Here is a 21871-nt window from a genome sequence, read left to right as displayed (position 1 = left end):
TCAGCTGTTGGCACAAGGGCTCCTTGCCTGTTCGGCGGGTTTGACAATCATTCGGTTCATGCCCGCGAATGCGGGCATCAGGGTCGCGATCAAGCCCATCAGCATCAGCGCGAAGTACAGCGCAGGACTGATCAGCTGTTGTTGCAGCAGCAGGTTGAGGAAGACGATCTCACTCAACCCGCGAATATTGAGCAGCAGGCTTTCACGCCAGCGGCTTGCGCCAGTAAACGACGGCGTAGCCCAGCGCAGACCGAGCCAGTTGCCGAACACTTTGCTGGCAATCGGCAGCGCCAGCAGCGCGCCGAGTTGCAGCCAACTGAGGCTGCTTACCGCGCTGTGAACGTTGATCTGGACGATCCCGAACGTCAGGATCAGGGGGATTGCCAGTGTGTTCTGCAGGCGTTTGAACCGTTCGGGGCTTAGTGGCAGTACGAAGGGTTGCTTGAGCCAGGCCATGCAAAACAGGTAGCCGATACCCAGGATCAAGGCGTTGAGTTTGTAGTGCTCGGCGACCACCAGCAGTGCGAAAAAGGTCAGGCTATAGACCCATGGCTGGCGCAGACGCAGCGCCCTGAAGAGCAACGGTACGCAGGCGCCCAGCAGCGGTAGCAACAGGCTGCTCAGGTGCAGGCTGCCTTGGGCGATGGCGAACAGACTCCAGCAGGTCAGGTCGATCAGGATCGCAGTCTGTACCAGGCGTCGGGTCGCCGCAGGTGGGTAGTCGATGTGGTGCAGGTATAAAAACAACACGGGAATCGCCGTGATTGCGAACACCAGGCCGACCGCCAGCGAACTTAGCCACGCTTGCTCCGGCAGCAGCCAGAACGCGCACGCCAGCCCGCAGCAGAAGGGCACGCAAAAGCTCGGCACGGCGATTTTCAGGCTTTGCCGGTCCATGTCCAGCTCGATCACGTCGCTGAGGATGTGCCCAAGCACGAGGGCGAAACCCAGGCCGTACAGGCTCTTCAACCAAACGGGCTCCACCAGTTGTGCGCCGCTGAGTTGCCAATGCGGCTCGATCCAGAACACCATCAGCAACGGCAGGCCGAACGTCGCCAGGAGCAATTGGCTGACGATGGGAATCAGGCCAACGTAGCGACCCAGGCGTGTCGCCAGCGCAAACATCAGCAAGGCCAGCAGCCAGAACAGCGCGATCATCATGCTGCCGACTCGGCGATGGCGGGTGTATGCGGTTGACGACCGGCCCACGGGGCGAGCATGAAGCTGAACGCCAGGCCGAGGCTTACGGACAGGCCGAAGTTGCTCACCGCAGGCGTGCTGGAAACCGCCAGCAGGCCGAACGACAGCCAGGTGGTGACGGCGGCGAGCAGGGTGCCGAGCAGGCTGACCGCCGCGCCGCCGACCTGCTCACGCATCAGGATCGCGTAATCGACGCTGATGGCTGTGACCAGGAGCAGCCCGAACAGGCTGAACAAGGTCAGCGGCTGACCCAGCCAGCCGAGGCTTGCCAGGCTGCACAGTGCCGCCAACAGTGGCAGGGCGACGATCCGCAGGGCGCCACTGAGACCGAAGGGCAGAATCAACAGCAACACGATCAGGCCACAGGACAACAGCTTGAGCTCCGCAGCGCTGATTTGGGTGGCGGCGAACACGTTGTTCAGATCGCCGAGACGGTCCACCAGTTGCACGCCCTCAAGGTCCAGCGCCTGTACGCGTAACAATGCCGGGTTATTCAAGCCCTGCAGGCTGACCATGCCGGCCACGCCATCAGGTGTAGCCCCCAGCCACAGCCCGCGCCACGGTTCGCCCAAAGGACCGGCCAACGCCATGTCGATGTCCTCAGTCGGTAGTGCCTGCAAGCGTGCCAGCTCTGCTTGCAGCGCACTGGCCGGTACGCCCAGCTCAATCAGCGGCTGCCAATACAACGGCAGTTTGCCCAGAGCATCGCGCACGCGGCGTTGCTCTTCGGGCGGACTGAGCAATTGGTTAAGCGCCAAGTAGCCCTGCAACTTGTCGAGGCTGATCAGTTGGTCCAGCCGCTGGCTCAGCTTGGTCTGCCGTTCGAGCAATTGCTGCTGATCGGCGGCGCGCACAAGGAAGAACTGACTGGTTGGCTGATAGCCGGTGATACGGGCAATGGTTTGGGCTTCGGCCAGCAATTGCGGCGGCGCGCTGATCCATTGGCGGATGTCGTTTTTGCTGGTCAGTTGCCACAGCCCGGCGGCACAGAATGTGAGCAGCAGCCCCAGCAACACGGGCGTGCCGATGCGGCCGAGCAGGGCTTCACGCATGCTCAACAAGCACTCAGCGATACGCAGCGGCCAGGTGGCCGGACGCAGCTCCATGTTGTTGAGCATCGCTGGCAGCAGGCACACCGCAGTCAAATAGGCGCCGACCAGCCCGGCAGCGGAGAACACCGCAATTTGGGTCAGGGCCGGGAAAGGCGTCCAGGCCAAGGCCAGATAGCCGATGCAACTGGTGGCCAGACTCAGGCTCAAGCCCGAGAGTGTCAGGCGCAAGGCTGGCCAACTGCGCCAGGACTTCATGCTCCAGCTTTTCGACAGGTAATGCAGCGGGTAATCCACCGCGACCCCGATCAGGCTGGAACCCAGCACCAGGGTCATCACGTGCATGTGGCCGAACAGCGCCACGCAGGCCACCGCGCCGAATAACATGCCCACCACCACTGGCACGAATGCCAGCAGTACGCGCCAGCGCCGAAACGCCAGCAGCAGCAGCAACAAAATACCCAGCGTGGCGCCGCCGCCGACCCAGGTGATTTCCCGGGAGGCTTGGCGTTGGCCCTCGGCGGCGTATAGCAAACCGCTGGCGGCGAGCAATTGCGCGTCAGCCTGGCGGGCTTGTTCGCGCGCGGCACTGAGCAGGTCGGCGACCTGCAGGGGCAAGTGCATGTCGAATGCATTGCCTCGGGTTCGTGCGCGCAGCAACACCCAGCTTTTACCGTCGGCGTTGGCGATCAACGCGCCACTGCCGAGATCCAGCTGCACGGAACCATGCTGCGGCTGGCTGTTTTGGATACGCCCGGTCAGGCCGAGCCAGTCATCCTGGCTGGGCACCAGACTGAAGCCGGTGAAGGGGTCGAACAGACTCTGTACGCGTTGCTGAATGAACGCTTGCGGTTGCTCGATCAACTCGCTGCGGTCGGCGGGCGACAACATCGCCAGTCGCCCCTGGAGCAATTGTTGGCGCAGCCCCGGGATGTCGGTTTGCAGGTTCCATTGAACCTTCTCGAACAACCCGCTGGCCTGCCATTTTTCGCCCAGCTGTTGGGCCAGATCGATGGCGTGCTGGCGATCCGCGTGGCCAACCAGCACCAGCATCTCGCGGTTGAGGGGTTCTTGCATGCGTTCTTCGGCGCGCAGTTCCAGGGCATCCGGGGTTGAGCCGGGCACCAGCTCCATCAAGTTCGCCGACAGTGGAGGACCGTTGCGCCATTGCCAGCCAGCCAGGGCCAGCATGGCCAGCAAGAGTACCAGGAACAGGCGCGGCATCCAGCGTTCAAACGACTGGCGTCTAGTCAACAAAGTCATGGTGCTCCGCATCGCTCAAGGTGCCAGCGGCGCTGCTGTTGATCATGCGTAGCAGGGTGCTGTCACCCTGAGTTTCAAGCAGTTCGATACGCTGAACCAGTTCGCCGCCGTCAATATTGATTTGTTTGAACACCTGTTGCAGCAGCAACGAGCGCGGGGTCAGGGTCAGTTGCCACGCCTGTGCATCGCCTTTAAGTTGCAGGTCGAAATCGCGTTGCAGGCCACTGCTGTCGCCTTGCAGTACGGCGAGGAACAGCCGGTTTTGCTCGGCGCCTGCGCTCTTGTTCGGCAGCAATTGCCAACCATTGGCATCGCGGCGGGCGATCCCGACGGTACTGATTCGATAATCCTGTTTCAGCGGTGTCGCCAGCAGCCAGAGCAGGCCATAGTCCTTGGCGAGGACGAATTTACCCTTGCTGGTCAACGGCTGGGGCAGGGCGCGCAGGTGTTTTTCCTGAATGAAATCGCCATGAATCACTGAGGGTTTCCCCAGTTGCGTGCTCAGTTGTTGCAGGTCAAAGGCGTTGGCCAGCGATGACAGACCAAGCAGCGCAACGGCGAACAACAGGTGGTAAAGGCGGTTCATGGCAGCGCTCTCTGTACCGCATCGGTGAACACTTTGGGCGATGCCAGTTGCATGTCGTGGCTGGTAATCTCCACGGCCACTTGAATCGTGGTGGCGCGGGTCATGCGCTCGCCCGTGACGGCGTCGCTGATCAGGTAGTTGATCTTCAAGCGGTTCTCCCACTCCACCAGACTGGCGCGAACGTTAAGCTTCTGGCCGAAAACTGCGCCGCGTATATAACGTAATTGCAGGTCAATGACCGGCCAGGCGTAGCCGGAATCGAGCATCTGCTGGTAGTTGTGGTCCAGTTGGTCGAGCAGCGCACAGCGGGCGACTTCCAGGTACTTGATGTAATGGCCGTGCCAGACCACGTTCATCATGTCGATGTCGAAAAATGGCACCTGGATTTCGGTGTCAGTGTGGATCAGGCCCTTACTGCGCATGCAGCCTCCAGTGGCGGTCGGCGATCCGCTGCAGGCACAGCCGCAGTTCGCCATCCAGCGCACGGTCTTCGATCACGGGCGGGAAATCTTTGCTCAGTTGCTCGTGCATGGCTGCCAGCGCGGGCGGCAGGGGCCGAGCATCGTCAGCCTGACTGCGCAGCCAGACACCTTGGTTGGCCGCGAGCAAGGTGGCGGCGGCTACTTGCTCGGTCAGCTCCAGTACGCGGATCGCATCACGGGCGGCGATGGTGCCCATGCTGACCTTGTCCTGGTTATGGCATTCGGTGGAACGCGAGAACACGCTGGCCGGCATGGTGTTTTTCAAGGCTTCGGCTGTCCAGGCACTGGTGCCGATCTGCACTGCCTTGAACCCGTGGTTGAGCATTGCCCGCTCAGCGCTGGCGCCTGACAGGTTGCTTGGCAGGCCGTGGCTGTAACGCACGTCCACCAGCAATGCCAGTTGCCGATCCAGCAGGTCGGCGACGTTGGCTACCAGGGTCTTGAGGCTGTCCATGGCGAACGCGATGTGGCCGCCATAGAAGTGGCCGCCATGCAGTACGCGTTCGGCTTCAGCGTCGATGATCGGGTTGTCGTTGGCGCTGTTCAGCTCGATTTCGATGAATGAACGCAGCCAGTTCAGGCTGTCGGCCAACACGCCCAGGACATGGGGGGCGCAACGCAGCGAATAGCGATCTTGCAAGCGGTGCAAGGGCGCGGTCGGTGCATCGATGGCCAGGTCCTGGCGCAACCAGGCGGCGACTTGCATCTGCCCTGGGTGTGGCTTGGTGGCAAACAGGCGTTCATCGAAATGCTCGGGATTGCCCTGCAAGGCCACCACGTTCATGGCGGTGATGCGGGTCGCCAGTTGCAGCAGGTAATCGGCGCGGGCGAAGGCGAGGCAGGCGATGCCGGTCATGACTGCGGTGCCGTTCATCAAGGCCAGCGCTTCTTTCGGGCGCAGGACCAACGGCTCCCAGCCCAACTCGCGGTGCACGTCAGCGGCCGCGCGGCGCTCGCCACGGAACATAACTTCGCGCTCACCTGACAAGGTCGCGGCCACGTAAGACAGCGGCGTCAGGTCACCGCTGGCGCCCACTGAGCCTTCTTCCGGGATCTGCGGCAGGATGTCTTGGTCGATAAAGGCCTGAAGGCGCTCCAGCAACTCCACGCGCACCCCGGAAACGCCCATGCACAGCGACTGCAACCGCGCAGCGAGTACCGCACGGGTCGCTTGTGCGTCGAGCATTTTACCGAGACCGCAGCCGTGGAACGTGTACAAGTGACGTGGCAGCGCTTCGACGTGCTGCAACGGCACCGCGACGACACAGGAGTCGCCATAACCGGTGGTTACGCCATAGATCACGCCTTCCTTGTCCAACAGGGAATCAAGAAATTGCGCGCCTTTGGCGATGCGCAGGCGAAATGCGCTGTCGTTTTGCAGCTGCGTCGGCACTTGGCGATTGGCCAGAAGCAGCACCTCTTCAATACGCAACGGCCGTTCGCCGAAGGTTACCGGTTCAAGCGCTTGGATCGTCATCGGTCTTCCAGAATGAGTAGAAGTTGAACCACTGATGTGGTGCCTCAAGGCAATAATGGGCGAGGCGTGCGGCGTAGCGCTGGACATGTCCGGCGACCACCTGCTCGCGATTACTGCGCCGCCATTTAATGCGCTCGGCGAAAGGTTCGAGAATGACGCGATAACCGCTGGCGCCCTTCAGGCAGAAAATCAAATTGATCGGGCATTGCAGCAAGCCCGCCAACAGCCATGGGCCCTGCGGGAATGCGGCGGGGTGGCCAAGGAAATCCACCCGTACATTGCGCCCGCCATGCAGGGGGACGCGGTCGCCAGCAATGGCCAGCCATTCACCGTTATCCAGGCGTTGGCTCAATTGCAGCATGATCATCGGGTTCAGCTCGCTGACCTGAATCAGGCGCAGATTAGTGGCCCCCGCTTCACCCAACAGGCGATTGAAGCGTTCGGCGTGCTTGGTGTGCACCAGCACGTTCATGGTGACCCGTTCACCCAGTTCGGCCAGCGCGCGGCAGACTTCGAGATTGCCCAGATGGGTGCCGACCAGCATTTGCCCGCGCCCACTGCGCAACTGGTTGCGCAGCAAGTCGTGATCGACAATCGTGATCTGGTCCAGCGTGAGCTTGCCGTTCCATACGTCGAGCTTGTCCAGCAGTGCATCGGCGAAGGCGATGAACTGATTGAACACGCTCCGCCGGGTGGGGCGTAGCGCCGATTGTCTGCTCCAGCTGGCCAGGTACTGCTGGTATTGCCAGGCATTCTGTCGGGCGCCAGGGCCAAATACGAAGAAGTACAGGACGATGCCGTACAGCACGGGAGTCAGCAGGCGTCGCCCGAAATGACGCACGCCCCAGGCCATCAGTTTCATCAGCAGAAAGCTGCCACGCTCCTGATGAGCGGCCCAATGTTTTTTGGCTTCGTTCGTCGGCTCACTCATGTCGCCACCGACGCCACAGGATCAGCGGCATACGCACCAACATGCCGAAGAACAGTTTGGTGTGCATTTTCGTGATCAGTACGTTGTCGCGGAACAGCCGGAAGTGCGACACCCCGTCCAGCGGGTAATGAACACGGGTCGGCAGCCAGCGCATTGGCTGATTGCGCCAGGACAGGCGCACTAGGATGTCCGAGTCGAAGTCCATCCGCGTGCCCACCTGCACCGAGTCGATCAGCTTGATAGTCGGTGCCAGGGGGTAGAGCCGGAAGCCACACATTGAATCGCGAATCTGAAACGACAGGGTGTTGACCCAGACCCAGAAGTGGGTCAGATAGCGTGCATACAGGCGAACCTTGGGCACGCTGGCGTCGTACTGCGGATAGCCGCAAATCACCGCCAGGGGAGCACGGCGCGAGGCGTCGAGAAACAGTGATACGTCGTTCAGATCATGTTGACCGTCGGCATCCACTTGCAGTGCATGACTGAAGCCCAGGCGCGCAGCTTCGCGGAAACCGGTCATCACCGCGCCACCTTTGCCTTGGTTGATCGGCAGGCGCACCAGATAGACGTTCTCTTCTCCGGCCAACGCTTGCAGCACCGCCGCGCAACTCGGGCTGCTGCCGTCGTCGACCAGCACACAGGGTAGGCCTGCCTTCAGCAGTTCGTGCACGACGGCGGACACCGTCCGCTCGTGGTCATAGACCGGGATCACCGCGCAAGGGTTATGCATGCGCAGCCTCCAGCACGATACGGCCACTGGAGCAGGCAGCTTCTGTGTTGCGGTAGGCAAAATACAGTTTGCTGCGCTCGGCATCGAAACGCAGGGTCAGCGCAACCTGATCGCCAGGGCGCACCAGTTGCTGGAACTTCAACACTTCCATGCCTGCAAATCGCGGTGGCAGATCCAGTAGGCGCCGGCCCAGGCTCAGCGCCCAATCGACCTGCACCACGCCCGGCAGTACCGGGGTTTGCGGGAAGTGTCCGCTGAAATAAGCCAGGTCCGCGGGAATGATCAAGTCAAGGTGCCACTCGCCGCCTACTTGCTGCTGGCTGAGCAGTTCCGGCTCTTTGGGACGCGCAGCAAGCAGCAGGGCTTCGACCTCGGCCTGTGGCAGTTTGCCTTGGGCGTTGAGCGGTAGCTGACGCAGCAGTCGCCAGCGCCTCGGTAGGGCGATGGCCTCGCAATACGGGCGCAAATGGCGGCGCAGTTGCTCGGTCAGCGTACGTCGGCCTTGATTGCGCAAGGCATGCAGACCGCTTTCGCTGAGAACCACCAACGCGCCGAGGGACGCCCGGTTCTCTTGAACCACGCCCAGACGCACCTCGCTGACCCACTCATGTGCCGCCAGCGCGTGTTCCAGTTGCGGCAGGGAAATACGCTTTTCTTCAAGCTTGACGATGCGGTCCAGCCGGCCGAGCAATTCAAAACGTCCGTCAGCGCTGAAGCGCGCGGCGTCGGCCGTGTGTTCGACATGGCCAACAGGCAAGTAAGGGGACTCGATCAGCAGGGCGCCGTCGCTGTCCTGGCTCAGTTGCACTCCTTCAAAACCCTGCCACAGGCTGTCGCCCTGACGCCAGGCGATGCCGCCGGTTTCCGAACTGCCGAGGATTTCGGTTGGCCATTGGCCCAAACGCTGCTGCAAGCTGCGCGCGGCTTCGGCGGGCAGCGCACCGCCCGAAGAGAATACGCGGCGCACGCTGCTCAAGGCCGGCCAATCGAGGTTGTCGCCCATGCGCTTGAGCAGTGCCGGACTGGCGACCCAGGCGAATGTCGGATGTTCGCGACTGGTTCGCTGTAAATCTTCGGGGAATGGCAGCTGCTTGCGCACAAAACGGCGCCCGGCACACAGCGGCCACAGCACCCGGAACAGCAAGCCGTAAATATGCTGGGTGGCAACGCTGCCGATGATGCAGGACGTGCCGAGGTCGGCGCCCCACAGCGCTTCCAGTGCTTTGACTTCATTGGCCAACTGGCGCAGACGCTTTTCGATCAGCTTCGGTTCGCCACTGGAGCCTGACGTGCACAGGCTCAGGCGACAGGTGTCGAGGTCCAGCGCGGTGGGCGACAGCGGCGCGGCGTGTAATTCATCCAGGTGTGTGTCGCCCACCTGATCGCTGAGCCACAGGTCGACGTCGTTCGACCAGCGCTCGCGGGTTTGTGCTTGCAGGTCTGCGGGCAATAACACGCTGACACCGGCACGCCATGCACCGAACAAGGCCACGGCCAGCTGACCGGCGTCTTCCAGATGCAGCGCAAGGCGCTTGACGTCTCGGGCCTGGAGACCGGCGGCAACACTCAGGGCCTGCTCGCAGAAACGGGCGTGGTCCAGGGCGGGGGCCATCGTCAGTTCGCGGGCAGGCAAAGCCTCGAGCAACAGGTGCTCAAGTGGTATCCAATTCATGCGCGACCTCTTACACGTTGACGTAACAGCCATTCACCGGCAAACAGCAGGCCCATCAGGCCATAAGCGATCAAGCCGTTGTACAGCGTCCACCAACTCAATGGCGCCCACAGGGTCAACGCCGCTGCGAGCAGGCCATTACACAGAAAAAACAGGCTCCAGACCTGGGTCACCTGTCGGGTGTAGCGGATCGCGATCACGGGCAAGTCAGGCTCGCTCAGGCGTGCCAATCGCTCGATGACGGGTGGGCCATAGATCAGGCTGAGGCCGAACAGACTCAACATGAATCCGCTGACGAGCACCGGGTACCAGCGCAGTAATAACGGGCTATTGAACAGCCCCAGCAGCAGGCAAAAACCCAGGGCGACAACGGCCGTCAACACGCTGCCAGGACGGCGTTTTCCCGTCAGCGCCCGCGCCAGCCATAGCCCTCCGAGCAGCAAGGCAAACTGCCAAGGGGCGAAATGTTCAATGCCGAAATACACCGCAAAGGGGTAAAGCACGCCAGCCAACAGCAGGCCAAGGGCGATCAGCCGACTCATGCGGTCGGATTGACCAGGCGGTAAACCGCCTCGACCACATCGTTGACGGTGCGTACGGCTTTGAAGTCTTCAGCGGCGATTTTCTTGCCGGTCTTGCGTTTGATGTGGTCGATCAGGTCCACGGCATCAATGCTGTCAATTTCCAGGTCCTGGTACAGGTTGGCTTGCAGGTTGACTCGCTCAGGCTCAAGTTCGAACAGCTCAACCAGCGCACTGCGCAGGGTGTCGAAGATGTCTTCACGGGTTTGCATTGTTATTCCTCAGGCCGCTTGTCTGGCGCTGACGAACGCCGCAAGGCTGTCCACGCTGGTGAAGTGATTACGGGTATCTTTGGCGTCGGCGTCGATCTTGATGCCGTAACGTTTCTGAATCGCCAGGCCCAGCTCCAGGGCGTCTACCGAATCCAGGCCAAGGCCTTCGCCGAACAGGATCTGATCGTTGCCGATGTCATGGGTGCTGATGTCTTCGAGGCCCAGGGCGTCGATAATCAGCTGTTTAATTTCCAGGTGCAGATCGCTCATCTTTGGCGAGCTCCTTGATGAAGTACTGATGCAGATAATCGTTGAGCTTGCGCGAGGCTATGGGTGCCGGGCCAAGCACAGCAAAGGCTTGTGGATCTATATCGGCCCCAACGCGCAAACTGAAGTGCGCCCGGCGCTTTGGGATGCGATACCAGGGCTGGGCTTTAGTCAGGGTGCTGGGATTGACTTGGATCGTCACCGGGGTAATGAGTTTCGCACCTCGCAGTGCGATTGAGGCTCCGCCACGATGAAAGGCAGGCACCTGCCCCGGCGTGGTGCGCGTGCCTTCCGGGAAAATAATCAGTGTCTGCCCGCTGCGTAGAGCGTCTGCGGCAGCATCGAGCATCTCCATGCTGCCATCATTGCTGATGTAATCGGCGGAACGCACCGGCCCCCGGGTAAAGGGGTTCTGCCACAAGCTCTGTTTGACCACGCAATTGGCATTGCGCACCAACCCGATCAGAAATACCACGTCGATCAGCGACGGATGGTTGGCAATGATCATCTGGCCCGGGCGGCCGAGTTTTTCCGCGCCCTGGACGTCATAGGTCAGCACGCCGGTGCGTGCCATAAATCGGATGAACCGCCAGAGCAGCCAACTGATCGTGCGTCGGGCGCGGGACCGATGGCGTTGCGCATCGCCGGGCAGGCAGCTCAACAAAGGGAAAAACACCAATCGCAGGCACAGGCCGACCACCCCGAAAAGGGCAAAGCTCAGGGCGGTAGCCAGCAGGCGCCAATAATAGGCGTCGCGGCGCTTGCTCAGCGGGTCCGTTGCCAGGTCCACAATCGGTTTTTCCATGAATGTTGGCAGGTGGTCTGCTCGCTCGTTAACGTGCGCAACAGGTTGAGGGCGTGAGGCCACTCTGTATGGGACATGTTTTCGCTGCCGGTGCTCAGGCACAACTGCCAGTCGGTGCCAGGGGTCAGCAGCAGCCCTACCGCGTAGGGAAAGGGCACGTCCTCGATCCAGTCGGCATAAGCTGCAGGTGGCTGGTCTTCCGTGACGATCAGCAGCACGGCTGGCGAGCCCTCGGCCAGCAGGGCAACGGCTTCAATAATACCGTGTTCCAGGCCGTCACCCGCTGCAGCCAGCGCCGTCATCTCACTGGTTTCACCGCGCATGATCGACCACAGGCCAATCACGGCATTGTGCACTGAGAGGCTGAACTGGGTGGGCGACAGCGGCTGATTGGCGGCCAGATCGGAGAGGATGTCGAGGGTCCGAGGGGTTTCGCCATGGCGCGAGACGAACACCAGCGGAAGCTGTTCAAGACCTTCAGCCAATGGCCAGCCAACGCTGAAAGCCATCCGCGCCAGGCGACTCAAGCGTCTGCGCTGCATAGCGGGCAAAAACGAGACGTCGGGCGCCATATCCCCACTGTCTAAAAGGGAAGGGCTCAGGCTCCATTGCTGCCAGTCCTCGACCGTTTCCAGGCCGGGGGCCCAGGCGCGCCATTGTGCGATGTTGAACGTGATCACGAGTTTTCTTCCCGCCCCTGCGGGCATGCCTTTCGCTGCGGTTTTCCGAGACAACACCCATTTGAGCACGGTTCGCCGAAACGGCACCCATTCGGGTGAGGCGCTTTAGCCGAGAGGCGCGCATTATCCCGATGGGGCTGATGAGTAGCAAATGCTGTTACGAATAGTTTATTTAGACAAATAGTTCCTTCGTTATGCATTTTTAATTTCGACTTCGCTGTGTAGGAAAATCGCTATTAATTATGTAAGCCTAAGTCCGTTATCGGCGTCTTTTCAGATGAAGCGCTCGCCCTTGTCACCCGCTTTGCTTAGACTCGGGCCCATTCATCAAGGCCATTTACAGAACCAAGGAGGTCTATTCATGCGGCGCGTGGTGTTCAATCAGAAAGGCGGAGTGGGTAAGTCCAGTATCGCCTGCAACCTGGCGGCAGTCAGCGCTCACGAAGGGTATCGGACGCTTTTGATCGATCTTGATGCCCAGGCCAACTCGACGCAGTACCTCACCGGTTTGACCGGCGACGATATTCCGATGGGCATCGCCGATTTCTTCAAGCAAACCCTGTCGTCAGGTCCGTTTGCCAAGAAGAATAAGGTCGATATCTATGAAACGCCCTTCGACAACCTGCACGTGGTAACCGCCACGGCAGAGCTGGCCGACTTGCAGCCCAAGCTTGAGGCCAAACACAAGATCAACAAGTTGCGAAAACTTCTTGATGAACTGGACGAGGATTACGACCGGATTTATCTGGATACACCGCCTGCGCTGAATTTTTACGCGGTTTCGGCGCTGATCGCTGCCGACAGGGTATTGATCCCTTTTGACTGCGATAGTTTTTCGCGTCAGGCGCTGTATGGCCTGCTCAAGGAAATCGAAGAGCTGAAGGAAGATCATAACGAGGGCCTGGAAGTGGAAGGCATTATCGTCAACCAATTCCAGTCCCGCGCCAGTCTGCCGCAGCAAATCCTCGATGAGCTGATCGCTGAAGGTTTGCCGGTGTTGCCGGTTTACCTCAACAGTTCGGTGAAAATGCGCGAGTCGCATCAGGCCAACATTCCGTTGATCCATCTCGAGCCACGGCACAAGTTGACCCAGCAGTTCGTTGATCTGCACGACCTGCTTGAATCGGGAGCTCAGCGCTGACACCTACCGCACTGGAGGGTTGTCGCAGAGGTGAAAACAACTTCTCGCGCAATGAGCCGTCGTGGATGGCGCGGGACCATTGTTCGGCGGCCATCCGCGCGGCTTCGGCGAGGTCTGCCGGGATGGGAATCGTCGCCTCCATATCGGCCTGAATGCTGTCTTGTGTCGCCAACAATCGATGGCTGCCCAGCATGCAGCCGCACTGCACCCACTGGCCGTGGGTTGCCACCGCGACATACTCGTCAACGTAAGTTGGATTGCCTTGGGCGATGTAACCGACGCTATCGCACGCCGGGCACCACACGGGGTCGCCCATCCTCGCCAGTTTGCGCAGCAACACGATTGCCTTGGCGGAAGCCGCTATGACAAAACCGTCCGTGGTAGTGAGATCACCTTCCCTGATGACAAATGTCATAGATAGTCCTTACCCATCGCTCAAGTAGAGTAAGGAAGGCTAGTAGTAAAGCGCGGCAGCAGGTGCCGGAAAACCCTGTTTCGGAATCGGCCTACAGAAAAGTCAGCACCTGTGCCGCTGCTGAAAAACGTCTAAATCCCTTGGCTTTTCAACCAGGCCAGTAGCTGCGGCAAAGGGAAGGCGCCACTTTGACGCGCGACTTCCTGGCCATTCTTGAACAGGATCAAGCTGGGGATCGAACGAATGCCTAGCTGAGCCGACAGCTGTTGGTTGGCCTCACTGTCCAGCTTGGCGAGCCGGCAGCGCCCTGACAGCTGACTGGCCGCCTGTTCGAAGACGGGAGCAAAAGACTTGCACGGGCCGCACCACGCCGCCCACACGTCCACCAACAGCGGCAGATCGCCTTTGATCTGGCTGGCGTAGTCGCCCTGAGTCAGTTCGAAAGGCTTGCTCAGCACTACCTGCGCCTTGCAGCGCCCACATTTAGGCTGATCGCCAAGGCGGTCGGCCGGGATGCGATTGAGCCCGTTGCAGTGCGGGCAGGGGATCAGGAGTGGGTCTGGCATGGGAGGCTCCGTTGGCAGTGTGTGCATTTGAGATAAATGGTGATGCTGGCGTCGAGAATCAAGTCGGCTTTTATTAGAAAAGATCCAAGTGATTAAACTATAGGCGGTGAGTTTCCGGAAATCTGTAGGGATGACCGGGGGCGCGCAGTCTTGAGTGCGAATAAGCAGTCGATCGTAGGCAAGCCTGCTCCTACAGGCCTAGGTACTTGTCCCTGTGGGATAGTCAACTACCCGTTCAGGGAGTGGTGCTCGGCAATCGAGCTCGATAGTCTCTGGGGAAGGTCTGAAGTAAGGCCTTCTTTTTACAGAAAATCGGGCGTCAGACGCTCAAAAAGAGAATACCTCGCTGAAATTTCTGAAATATCGACTTTTTTCGATGAATAAGCCGGTTTTAGGCGCTTATTAACCCTTAATTTCCATACTGCGGACGCACCTGTCCTACAGGCTCCAGCAAATGTCGGCGCGCCATCCACAGGTTCGACAACGCAAACAGTGTTACCAACTGCGCGGTGTTTTTTACCAGTCCGCGAAACCGCACTTTGGTGTAACCAAATTGGCGTTTGATGACCCGAAACGGGTGCTCAACCTTGGCCCGAGTTTGCGATTTAGCATATTCGATCTTGCGCAACGCACGGCCAATGACGCTTTTTTCACCATGTTTGCGACGGCTGCTGGGCCTGGCGGAGATCGACCAGATCATCTCGCGCCCCTCATGTTCCGGCCGCTTTTCCACCCCGGTGTAGCCCGCGTCGCCGCAGACATGGCTCTCTTCGCCGTGCAACAACTGATCGACTTGGGTAACGTCCGCGACGTTGGCTGCCGTGCCCACCACGCTATGGGTCAGGCCCGTATCAGCGTCCACCCCGATATGCGCTTTCATCCCGAAATAATATTGATTTCCTTTCTTGGTCTGATGCATCTCGGGATCGCGTTTACCCTCTTTATTCTTGGTCGAGGTCGGCGCATGAATGATCGTGGCGTCAACGATAGTGCCTTGACGAAGCATCAAGCCTCGGTCGCCCAGATAGCCATTAACGACCTCCATGATGCCCCTGGCAAGATGGTTTTTCTCCAGCAGGCGACGGAAGTTGAGGATCGTGGTTTCGTCGGGAATGCGCTCCAGATTCAAACCCGCAAACTGGCGCAGAATCGTTGTCTCATACAGCGATTCTTCCATGGCCGGATCGCTGTAGCCGAACCAGTTCTGCATCAGGTGCACACGCAACATCGCCATCAACGGATACGCCGGACGTCCCCCAACACCCTTTGGATAATGCGGTTCGATCAACGCAATAAACCCCTTCCAGGGCACGACCTTGTCCATCTCGCTCAGGAAAATCTCACGGCGGGTCCGCTTACGTTTACCTGCGTACTCAGCATCAGCGAAAGAAATCTGCTTCATGGGGCTCAACCGTTCAGCTCATGTGATGGAGGGTATTTCACCAGATTTGGAAACCTTTTTCAGAGTTTCCCTGGCAACAGCAATCAATCTGTTGTTTTTCTTGAATAAGCGTCTATGTATAAGTGTCGAGGTCCCGTATCGCCCCCTATTAATAAATAAGCAGTGTTCGGTTTTCAATATAAAAACAATACCCTCGACTCAAGTTGGACTATCACAATGCACATTATCAATCCCATCGTTTTCTCGGTAATGCTGGCGGCTGTCACTGTTTCCTCGGCAGCGCAGGCCGGGCCGGCGGTCAGTGTTACTTTTAAAAATAACGGCACAGCGGCGGCGATCTACAGTGCCGTGGGCAAAAATGGGGCCGGCACCAAGGCGAATGCTTCGCCCACCCCAGGCGATAAGGTAGAGAAGGGAAGTTTCGACAGTTATAAAGTGCAAAGCAATCTTTCGCCGGATGTGAATTATGCCGTTGTGCATTACCAGATAGGCTCCAAGGCTTGTCAGTTCACAACGACGTATCTCAAGTCGCGTGTGCGCGGCGTGGAACTGCCGAAATGGAATAAAAATGCAGTCGCCAGTGGGGGCGCTCGGTGTGACGTAAAGATCACATCCGTTGATTTTGCTACTCACGCATGGGCTGTTGAATTTGCAATGAAATAACACGTCGGTTATCAGGTTTACAGGACGTGCTCTGCAGGTATATCTGCGTGCAGAGCAGAGTCTTGTAAGGCGTGTTTTTATCGATTAACAGGGGTGGTACATGATTAGTAATATACAGGCTTCGCCGGTAAGTTCATCCAGTACGGTAATACTCACCCAGCCTATATCAATGAGTGACAGCACGCCGGCCCAGTCTGCAATCGCTTCAACCGACACGGTGAAGGTATCAACGCTGTCTCGCCAGTTGAGTGACAGCGCGGCGCGAGCGGAGGTGCGTGATAAAAATACGAGCCGTGGCGAGCTCGGTGATATGGCTCGAAAGTTGAAAGATGATTTTTTAGGCGATAGCTACAATGCGCAAAGAGTCAGGCATGACGCGGAAAAGCCTGAAACTGACGATCCTGATTTATTAGCGAGGGCTCGGCACGCTACGGCGTATGTGAACCTTGCCAGCACGGGCGATAGGAGTACCAAGAGTCCGTTTGCTGACCTGACAACCGAGCAACTCGCCCTCATCATTTACGATGACAGCGGTTCGTATACTGTGAATGAGAGGCGAGCTGCTGCATATGACGCTAATGATATAGAACAAAAATGGCGAGTCGAGGTGATTGCCCAATCAAGGCAAGAAAGTGAGGGTAACGTCAACACACCTAAGTTCTATGCTGAAGTGCTGTCCCACTACAAATCATTACCCCCTATCGAGCAGGCTCAATACCCGGGCGATTATGAGACCCGCCTGCTGGGCAGGATCAGCGAGGGCGGGGGTGTTCAAAACACCGAGGACGACCGTCTCCTCACCCTGTTCGAAGTCCTGGCAAATATACAACTGCCTGAAAAAGAGTCTGGCCCCACCGTCCCTGGCCTCAGGATGAACAGCTTATCTCCAGATGTTTCCCCCACTCCGGCGGCCGTTCTGCGTAGTTAGCCATGCCGGGCTGTTCTTCGAAGGGGTTGCTCAGCACGGTGTGCAGGCGGCGCACTTCTTCATAGTTGCCGTCTTCGGCGGCGTCGATGGCTTTTTGTGCCAGATAGTTGCGCAGGATATAGAGCGGGTTGACCGCGTGCATGCGTGCTTGGCGTTGTTGCTCGGTGCCATTGTCTTCACGGGCGATCCGGGCTTGGTAGTCAGTGGCCCAGACATCGAAGCCTTTGATGTCGACAAAGTCATCGCGTAGGCGGGTGGAGGCCAGGGCGGCGGGCTCATCACCCAGTCGACGGAAGAACAGGGTGTAGTCGACGCCGCTGTTCTGCATCAGTTTGAGCAGGCGTTCGATCAGTTGGGTATCGCCGTCTTCGGCGCGGGTCAGGCCCAGTCTGCTGCGCATCAGGTCCAGGTAATGAGCCTGGTACAACGGCAGGAACAGACCGAGGGCTTCACGCAGGGCTTCGACACTGATGAACGGTGTCAGGGCTTGAGCGAGGGCGCTGAGGTTCCATTGGCCGATGGGCACCTGATTGCTGAAGGAGTAACGACCTTCGTGATCGGAGTGGTTGCAGATGAAGTTCTGGTCGAAATCATCGAGAAAGGCGAACGGGCCGAAGTCGAAAGTGATGCCCAGGATCGACATGTTGTCGGTGTTCATGACGCCATGGCAGAAACCGTAGGCTTGCCACTTGGCAATCAACTCGGCATTGCGCTCGACGATTGTCCGGAACATCGCCAGGTACGGCTCAGGCTGTTCCAGGCAGTCGGGAAAATGCATCGCCAGCACGTGCTCGCCCAGCTCTTTCAGGCGTTCCGGCTGCTTGGTGTAGAAGAAATACTCGAAACTGCCGAAGCGGATATGGCTCGGCGCCAGGCGCAGGACCATGGCTGCACGTTCTTGCTTCTCCCGCCACACGGGTGTGCTTGAGCCGATCACGCACGCGGCTCGACTGCTGGGGATGCCCAGTGCGTGCAAAGCTTCAGAGGCCAGAAACTCTCGGATCGATGAGCGCAATACCGCCCGGCCATCGCCCATGCGTGAATAAGGGGTCTGCCCGGCGCCCTTGAGGTGCAAGTCCCAATGTTCGCCAGCGTCGTTGTAAACCTCGCCCAACAACAGGCCGCGACCATCGCCCAGCCGTGGGTTGTAGGAGCCGAATTGGTGACCTGAATACACCATGGCCCTCGCATCGGCGTCGGCCCAGAGTTTGTGCCCACTGAAGATTTCGGCGAAGACCGGCAGTTCGGCCTGTGCCGGATCGAGATCGAGCAACGCCATGGCTGCAGCACTTGCCACCACCAGACGCGGATCAGCGATGGGCTCGGGCAGGACCGAAGTGGAGAACGCATCCCCCAGGCGGGCGAAGCGGTTGTCGAAGGTCAGTTCGTCGAGGGCTTTCAAGGGCCACCTCCAGCAGAATGTCCGACCATTCTGCTGGGATTAAGCGTATCAGTCGAGTCTGATGTCCGGTGGCTCGGGTGCGTCCTTGGCGGCAGGGGGCGCTGGCGGGACCGGTGCACTGGTTTTGTCTGCGGCTTCGATGGGCACCATCTTGTATTCCTGACCCTGCATGTTCTTGAGGTAGACCTCCACCTGGCGGAACGAGATGTTGATGTGGTGTGCCTTGAACTCGCGATTAATAAAGCGGTTGATCTCGTCGAGTACCGGGTTGCGGTCGCCGAGGTCACGCACGTGCATGCGCAGCTCGTGGTCGAGGGTGCTTTCGCCGAAGTTCAGGAAGTACACGATAGGCGGCGGGTCTTTGAGTACCCGCGGGTTTTCGTGGGCGGCCTTGAGCAGCAGGTTGCGCACCAACTCCAAGTCCGAGCCGTAATCGACCCCCAGTTTCAGGGTGACGCGGGTGATGGTGTCGGTCAGTGACCAGTTGATCAATTGCCCGGTGATGAAGGTCTTGTTCGGGACAATAATGTCCTTGCGGTCGAAGTCGGTGATGGTCGTGGCGCGGATACGGATCTTGCTGACCGTGCCTGACAGGTTGCCAATGGTGATGGTGTCGCCGATCCGCACCGGACGTTCGAACAGGATCATGATGCCGGAGATGAAGTTGGCGAAAATCTCCTGCATCCCGAAACCCAAACCTACCGACAGTGCCGCGACCAGCCATTGCAGTTTGTCCCAACTCACGCCCAGCGCCGACAGGGTGGAAACGAAACCGACCCCGGCAATCGCATACGACAGCAGGGTCGTCGTCGCGTAGGCGCTGCCCTGGGCCAGGCTCAGGCGTGACAGCACCAGCACTTCGAGCAGGCCTGGCAGGTTACCGGCCAGTACGACGGTGATGCAGATGATGATCAGTGCGCCAATCATGTCGCCGAGGCTGATTGGCACCATGCTCATGGTCGCGCCGGTGCCGCTGGTGTATTCGTAGAGGGTGATGTTGTCCAGATAGGAGAATACCGTGATCAGGTCGGACCAGACCCAATACAGTGCGCCGATAAAGCCGCCGAGCAGGGCTAGGCGAATCAAGCGCAAGGACTGTTCGTTGACCTGTTCGATATCCAGTGTCGGCTCTTCGATTACCGAGTCACCGTCACCGCTTTCCTTGGCCGCCTGACGTTTGCTCAGGGCGCGCTGGTAGGCCAGACGCCTTGCCGCTACGCCCAGGCCGCGGATGAAGGCGGCTTCGATGACCAGCCACAGCATCAGTAAGTACAGGGTGTTGATCAGTCGATCACTGAGTTTCAGCGCGGTGTAGTAGTAGCCGAAGCACACCGCGATGAACAAGGCGATTGGCAGGGCGGTGAAGATCACGCCGACCGCTTTGCGGAACAGCGACGCGCTCTCGCGAGTGGGGCTGCTGATCAGCAAACGGCTTAGCAGCCAGGTCATCATGGCGTAGCACGTCAGAACAACGGCAATCCCCAGGACGTCGTCGGCCAGCGTGGCAGGTTGATGTTCCGCCATCGCAACGACGGCGACCAACGCCAGCACCACCAGGCCCAGGCGGCGAATCCAGCCTCTGAGGAATTCAACCTGTGGTTTTTCCCAGCGGAAATGCAGTTGTGCGACGCCTCCCGGCGCGAGAATCCGGTAAGCGGTATAGAACACCAGCCAGGCCAGGGCGATTTGTAGCAAGGCCGAGCCCAGGTTGGCGTTTTGCCCGCGTGCGTCAATTTGCAGGGCATAGCCACACAACGCCAGGCCCAGCGCCACGGGCATGGCCAGCAAGATATTGATCAGGATCGCCAGCGGTGTCTGCCATTGGCTGTCGCGTTTGAAGTGGCCGATATCGGAGTGCAATTTGTTCAGCTTGCTGTAGAGCGCTTTGCGTTTCCATACCAGTGCGCCGATCAACAACAGCAGCGGCAGAAACAGCAGGGGTCTGCTTGTCAGCCCGTCTGCCAACTCGCTGACACTTGACGTCCATGGAAGGGTGGCGAGCTGTTTTGTCAGGCGCGGCTGGATGCCTTCTATCCATTCCAGGTCCAGCGGTTTATTGCTGGGAATCCAGAACATCTGCTCGTCGAGGGTCGAGCGCAGACTCAGCGCCGTGCTGGCCAGCTGTTTCTGACTGAGCTGCAGGGTAATGGACTCGTTGAGCAGCGCGCTCAGCTCACGGTTCAAACGTTCCAGCAGATCGCTGCGGGTGGTCGCAAGGTCAAGCAGGGTTTTGCGCAGCAGCGGCGTAACGTCTTCTGGCGGTTGGGTGGCGAGCAGCTTTTCGACATAAGCGCTTGGGCTGCTGATCAATTCCCGCTGTTGATTGACTTCGAATTGATACAGACGAATGTCAGCGATTTCGTCTGCCAAGCCGCTGTCGAGCGTCAGGTGCGGCAGTGCCTGTTTCTGTTTGTAGAGGATTTTGGACAGCAGCAGGCTGCCCTTGAGCACGCTGATCTGTTCATCCAGCGCCTGATCGCTTTGGGTCAGGCTATCCAGCTGTTGCTTGGTCTTGAGGTTTTGCTGGGTCAAGTCGTTGAGGCGGTCAGTGCCGCGCAACAGGTAATCCGAGAGTTTGAGATTGGCCGCGCTTTCAGTGGCCAGCAGGCTGCTGCTGCCCGCTTTTTGCGCTTCGATGGACAGTTGTGTGACGGTTTGTTGTGACTGGGCACGGCGCTTGTCGTTGATCAGGGTTTGCAGGTCTTGAATATCCTGCTCTTGCCGGCTGACGCGCTCGGTCAGCAGGTCATGCTGGCTGCTGCTCAGATCTTGCAGCAGGCTGTTGCCTGCCAGTTCCTGACGGCGCAATACCGTCAGGGCGTTGAGCGAGGCCAGTTCGGTATTGAGTTGGTTACGCTGGTCGGCGCTGAGTGGTTTGCCGCTGTCCTTGCCCGTTTTAAGGAGGTTGTTGATCTGCTGAATGCGCGTCTGATTGCTGCTGATCTCGGCCTGCGCCCGTTCCGGACGGGTCTGTGCGGTGATGGTCAGACTGTTAGCATCGTTCAGGCTTTTTTGCAGGTCGTTGAGCTGAGTGCTGCGCTCGGTGAGCATTTGCTCGAGTGGCGGCACGTCGAGGTTCGCGTAACGCTGGGTCGTCGGGACGGTTTTGCTGGCTTTGAGACGAGTCAGTTCGCGCTGGTTTTCCGCCGTCTGGCGCGGAGCCAGGCTCAGTTGCTGTTTGAGTTCGGTCAGACGCTTTTCAGCGTCTTCCTTGCTGGCGATCAGCGTCAGGGTTTGCTCAAGCACCTGTTGCAGGGCTTTTTGATCCGCATCAGCCAATTTGCGTTCGGCAATTTTATCCAGACTTTGCTGTACGGCGCTGCGGGTGGGCGGCTCGGCAGCCTGTGCCGGGATGGTAGAGAGGCAGAGCCCAAGAAGGGCGGCAACAAAAAAAGTGCGCAGGTTGAGCATAAGTACCG

Annotated in this window: 20 protein-coding genes and 1 pseudogene; 3 read left to right on the top strand and 18 right to left on the bottom strand. The window is 59.2% G+C overall.

What is annotated here, in order from left to right; genetic code table 11:
* Genes ACVBEG_RS22425 through ACVBEG_RS22365 form a run of 13 tightly spaced genes read right to left on the bottom strand, consistent with a single transcriptional unit; the run spans window position 1 to window position 11962 of the window.
* Window positions 1-1161, bottom strand: a complete 1161-nt coding sequence (locus tag ACVBEG_RS22425; protein WP_330200563.1) for a sodium:proton antiporter — start codon at window positions 1159-1161, stop codon at window positions 1-3.
* Window positions 1158-3512, bottom strand: a complete 2355-nt coding sequence (locus ACVBEG_RS22420; RefSeq protein ID WP_323565999.1) for an MMPL family transporter — start codon at window positions 3510-3512, stop codon at window positions 1158-1160. The genes ACVBEG_RS22425 and ACVBEG_RS22420 overlap by 4 nt, the downstream gene beginning before the upstream one ends.
* A complete protein-coding gene (locus ACVBEG_RS22415; RefSeq protein ID WP_322177472.1) occupies window positions 3496-4098 on the bottom strand; it encodes an outer membrane lipoprotein carrier protein LolA in 603 nt (200 codons plus the stop codon). Before ACVBEG_RS22415 ends, ACVBEG_RS22420 begins: the two co-directional genes overlap by 17 nt.
* Window positions 4095-4520, bottom strand: coding sequence for an acyl-CoA thioesterase (locus ACVBEG_RS22410; protein WP_322177473.1), 426 nt, complete (start codon window positions 4518-4520; stop codon window positions 4095-4097). The genes ACVBEG_RS22415 and ACVBEG_RS22410 overlap by 4 nt, the downstream gene beginning before the upstream one ends.
* Entirely contained in the window at window positions 4510-6057 is a 1548-nt protein-coding gene (locus tag ACVBEG_RS22405; protein WP_322177474.1) for an HAL/PAL/TAL family ammonia-lyase, read from the bottom strand. The genes ACVBEG_RS22410 and ACVBEG_RS22405 overlap by 11 nt, the downstream gene beginning before the upstream one ends.
* Window positions 6038-6988, bottom strand: a complete 951-nt coding sequence (locus tag ACVBEG_RS22400) for an LpxL/LpxP family acyltransferase (protein WP_447108320.1) — start codon at window positions 6986-6988, stop codon at window positions 6038-6040. The genes ACVBEG_RS22405 and ACVBEG_RS22400 overlap by 20 nt, the downstream gene beginning before the upstream one ends.
* Window positions 6981-7718 (bottom strand): glycosyltransferase family 2 protein, encoded by a 738-nt coding sequence (locus ACVBEG_RS22395; protein ID WP_447108319.1) that lies wholly within the window; start codon window positions 7716-7718, stop codon window positions 6981-6983. Before ACVBEG_RS22395 ends, ACVBEG_RS22400 begins: the two co-directional genes overlap by 8 nt.
* Window positions 7711-9390, bottom strand: coding sequence for an AMP-binding protein (locus ACVBEG_RS22390; RefSeq protein ID WP_447108318.1), 1680 nt, complete (start codon window positions 9388-9390; stop codon window positions 7711-7713). The genes ACVBEG_RS22395 and ACVBEG_RS22390 overlap by 8 nt, the downstream gene beginning before the upstream one ends.
* Window positions 9387-9932 carry a COG4648 family protein gene (locus tag ACVBEG_RS22385; RefSeq protein WP_322177478.1) on the bottom strand — a complete coding sequence of 182 codons (546 nt, stop codon included), beginning with the start codon at window positions 9930-9932 and terminating at the stop codon, window positions 9387-9389. Before ACVBEG_RS22385 ends, ACVBEG_RS22390 begins: the two co-directional genes overlap by 4 nt.
* Window positions 9929-10183, bottom strand: coding sequence for an acyl carrier protein (locus ACVBEG_RS22380; RefSeq protein WP_322177479.1), 255 nt, complete (start codon window positions 10181-10183; stop codon window positions 9929-9931). The genes ACVBEG_RS22385 and ACVBEG_RS22380 overlap by 4 nt, the downstream gene beginning before the upstream one ends.
* Before the next feature lie 9 nt (window positions 10184-10192).
* Window positions 10193-10453 (bottom strand): phosphopantetheine-binding protein, encoded by a 261-nt coding sequence (locus ACVBEG_RS22375; protein WP_219064478.1) that lies wholly within the window; start codon window positions 10451-10453, stop codon window positions 10193-10195.
* A complete protein-coding gene (locus ACVBEG_RS22370) occupies window positions 10428-11240 on the bottom strand; it encodes a lysophospholipid acyltransferase family protein (protein WP_322182993.1) in 813 nt (270 codons plus the stop codon). Before ACVBEG_RS22370 ends, ACVBEG_RS22375 begins: the two co-directional genes overlap by 26 nt.
* A complete protein-coding gene (locus tag ACVBEG_RS22365; RefSeq protein WP_323569462.1) occupies window positions 11216-11962 on the bottom strand; it encodes a beta-ketoacyl synthase chain length factor in 747 nt (248 codons plus the stop codon). Before ACVBEG_RS22365 ends, ACVBEG_RS22370 begins: the two co-directional genes overlap by 25 nt.
* Before the next feature lie 334 nt (window positions 11963-12296).
* Here ACVBEG_RS22365 and ACVBEG_RS22360 point away from each other — a divergent pair, with 334 nt between their 5' ends.
* Window positions 12297-13076 carry a ParA family protein gene (locus ACVBEG_RS22360; protein ID WP_219064476.1) on the top strand — a complete coding sequence of 260 codons (780 nt, stop codon included), beginning with the start codon at window positions 12297-12299 and terminating at the stop codon, window positions 13074-13076.
* A gap of 28 nt (window positions 13077-13104) precedes the next feature.
* Here ACVBEG_RS22360 and ACVBEG_RS22355 read toward each other — a convergent pair.
* The 3 genes and pseudogenes from ACVBEG_RS22355 to ACVBEG_RS22345 form a co-directional block, all read right to left on the bottom strand.
* Window positions 13105-13491 (bottom strand): annotated as a pseudogene (locus tag ACVBEG_RS22355) (PAAR domain-containing protein); the annotation flags it as partial.
* Window positions 13492-13622: 131 nt separating this feature from the next.
* Window positions 13623-14057: a thioredoxin TrxC gene (gene trxC, locus ACVBEG_RS22350; RefSeq protein ID WP_219064475.1), complete on the bottom strand. Its 435-nt coding sequence runs from the start codon at window positions 14055-14057 to the stop codon at window positions 13623-13625.
* 409 nt (window positions 14058-14466) lie between these two features.
* Window positions 14467-15459 (bottom strand): IS5 family transposase, encoded by a 993-nt coding sequence (locus tag ACVBEG_RS22345; RefSeq protein WP_447107587.1) that lies wholly within the window; start codon window positions 15457-15459, stop codon window positions 14467-14469.
* Window positions 15460-15675: 216 nt separating this feature from the next.
* Between ACVBEG_RS22345 and ACVBEG_RS22340 the strand changes: the two genes are divergently transcribed.
* Together ACVBEG_RS22340 and ACVBEG_RS22335 are read left to right on the top strand one after the other, a co-directional pair.
* Window positions 15676-16122: a hypothetical protein gene (locus ACVBEG_RS22340; RefSeq protein WP_322177481.1), complete on the top strand. Its 447-nt coding sequence runs from the start codon at window positions 15676-15678 to the stop codon at window positions 16120-16122.
* Window positions 16123-16222: 100 nt separating this feature from the next.
* Window positions 16223-17050: a hypothetical protein gene (locus tag ACVBEG_RS22335; protein WP_322277916.1), complete on the top strand. Its 828-nt coding sequence runs from the start codon at window positions 16223-16225 to the stop codon at window positions 17048-17050.
* On the opposite strand, the gene selO is transcribed toward ACVBEG_RS22335, so the two are convergent.
* Window positions 16989-18452: a protein adenylyltransferase SelO gene (gene selO / locus ACVBEG_RS22330; protein ID WP_322177483.1), complete on the bottom strand. Its 1464-nt coding sequence runs from the start codon at window positions 18450-18452 to the stop codon at window positions 16989-16991. The two genes, ACVBEG_RS22335 and selO, sit on opposite strands and share 62 nt — an antisense overlap.
* A gap of 48 nt (window positions 18453-18500) precedes the next feature.
* Complete coding sequence (gene mscK, locus ACVBEG_RS22325) at window positions 18501-21863, bottom strand: mechanosensitive channel MscK (RefSeq protein ID WP_447108317.1); 3363 nt, start codon at window positions 21861-21863, stop codon at window positions 18501-18503.
* Window positions 21864-21871: the final 8 nt, after the last annotated feature.

The sequence above is a fragment of the Pseudomonas sp. GG8 genome (assembly GCF_052976945.1).
This window is presented reverse-complemented; position numbering and strand designations above follow the sequence as displayed.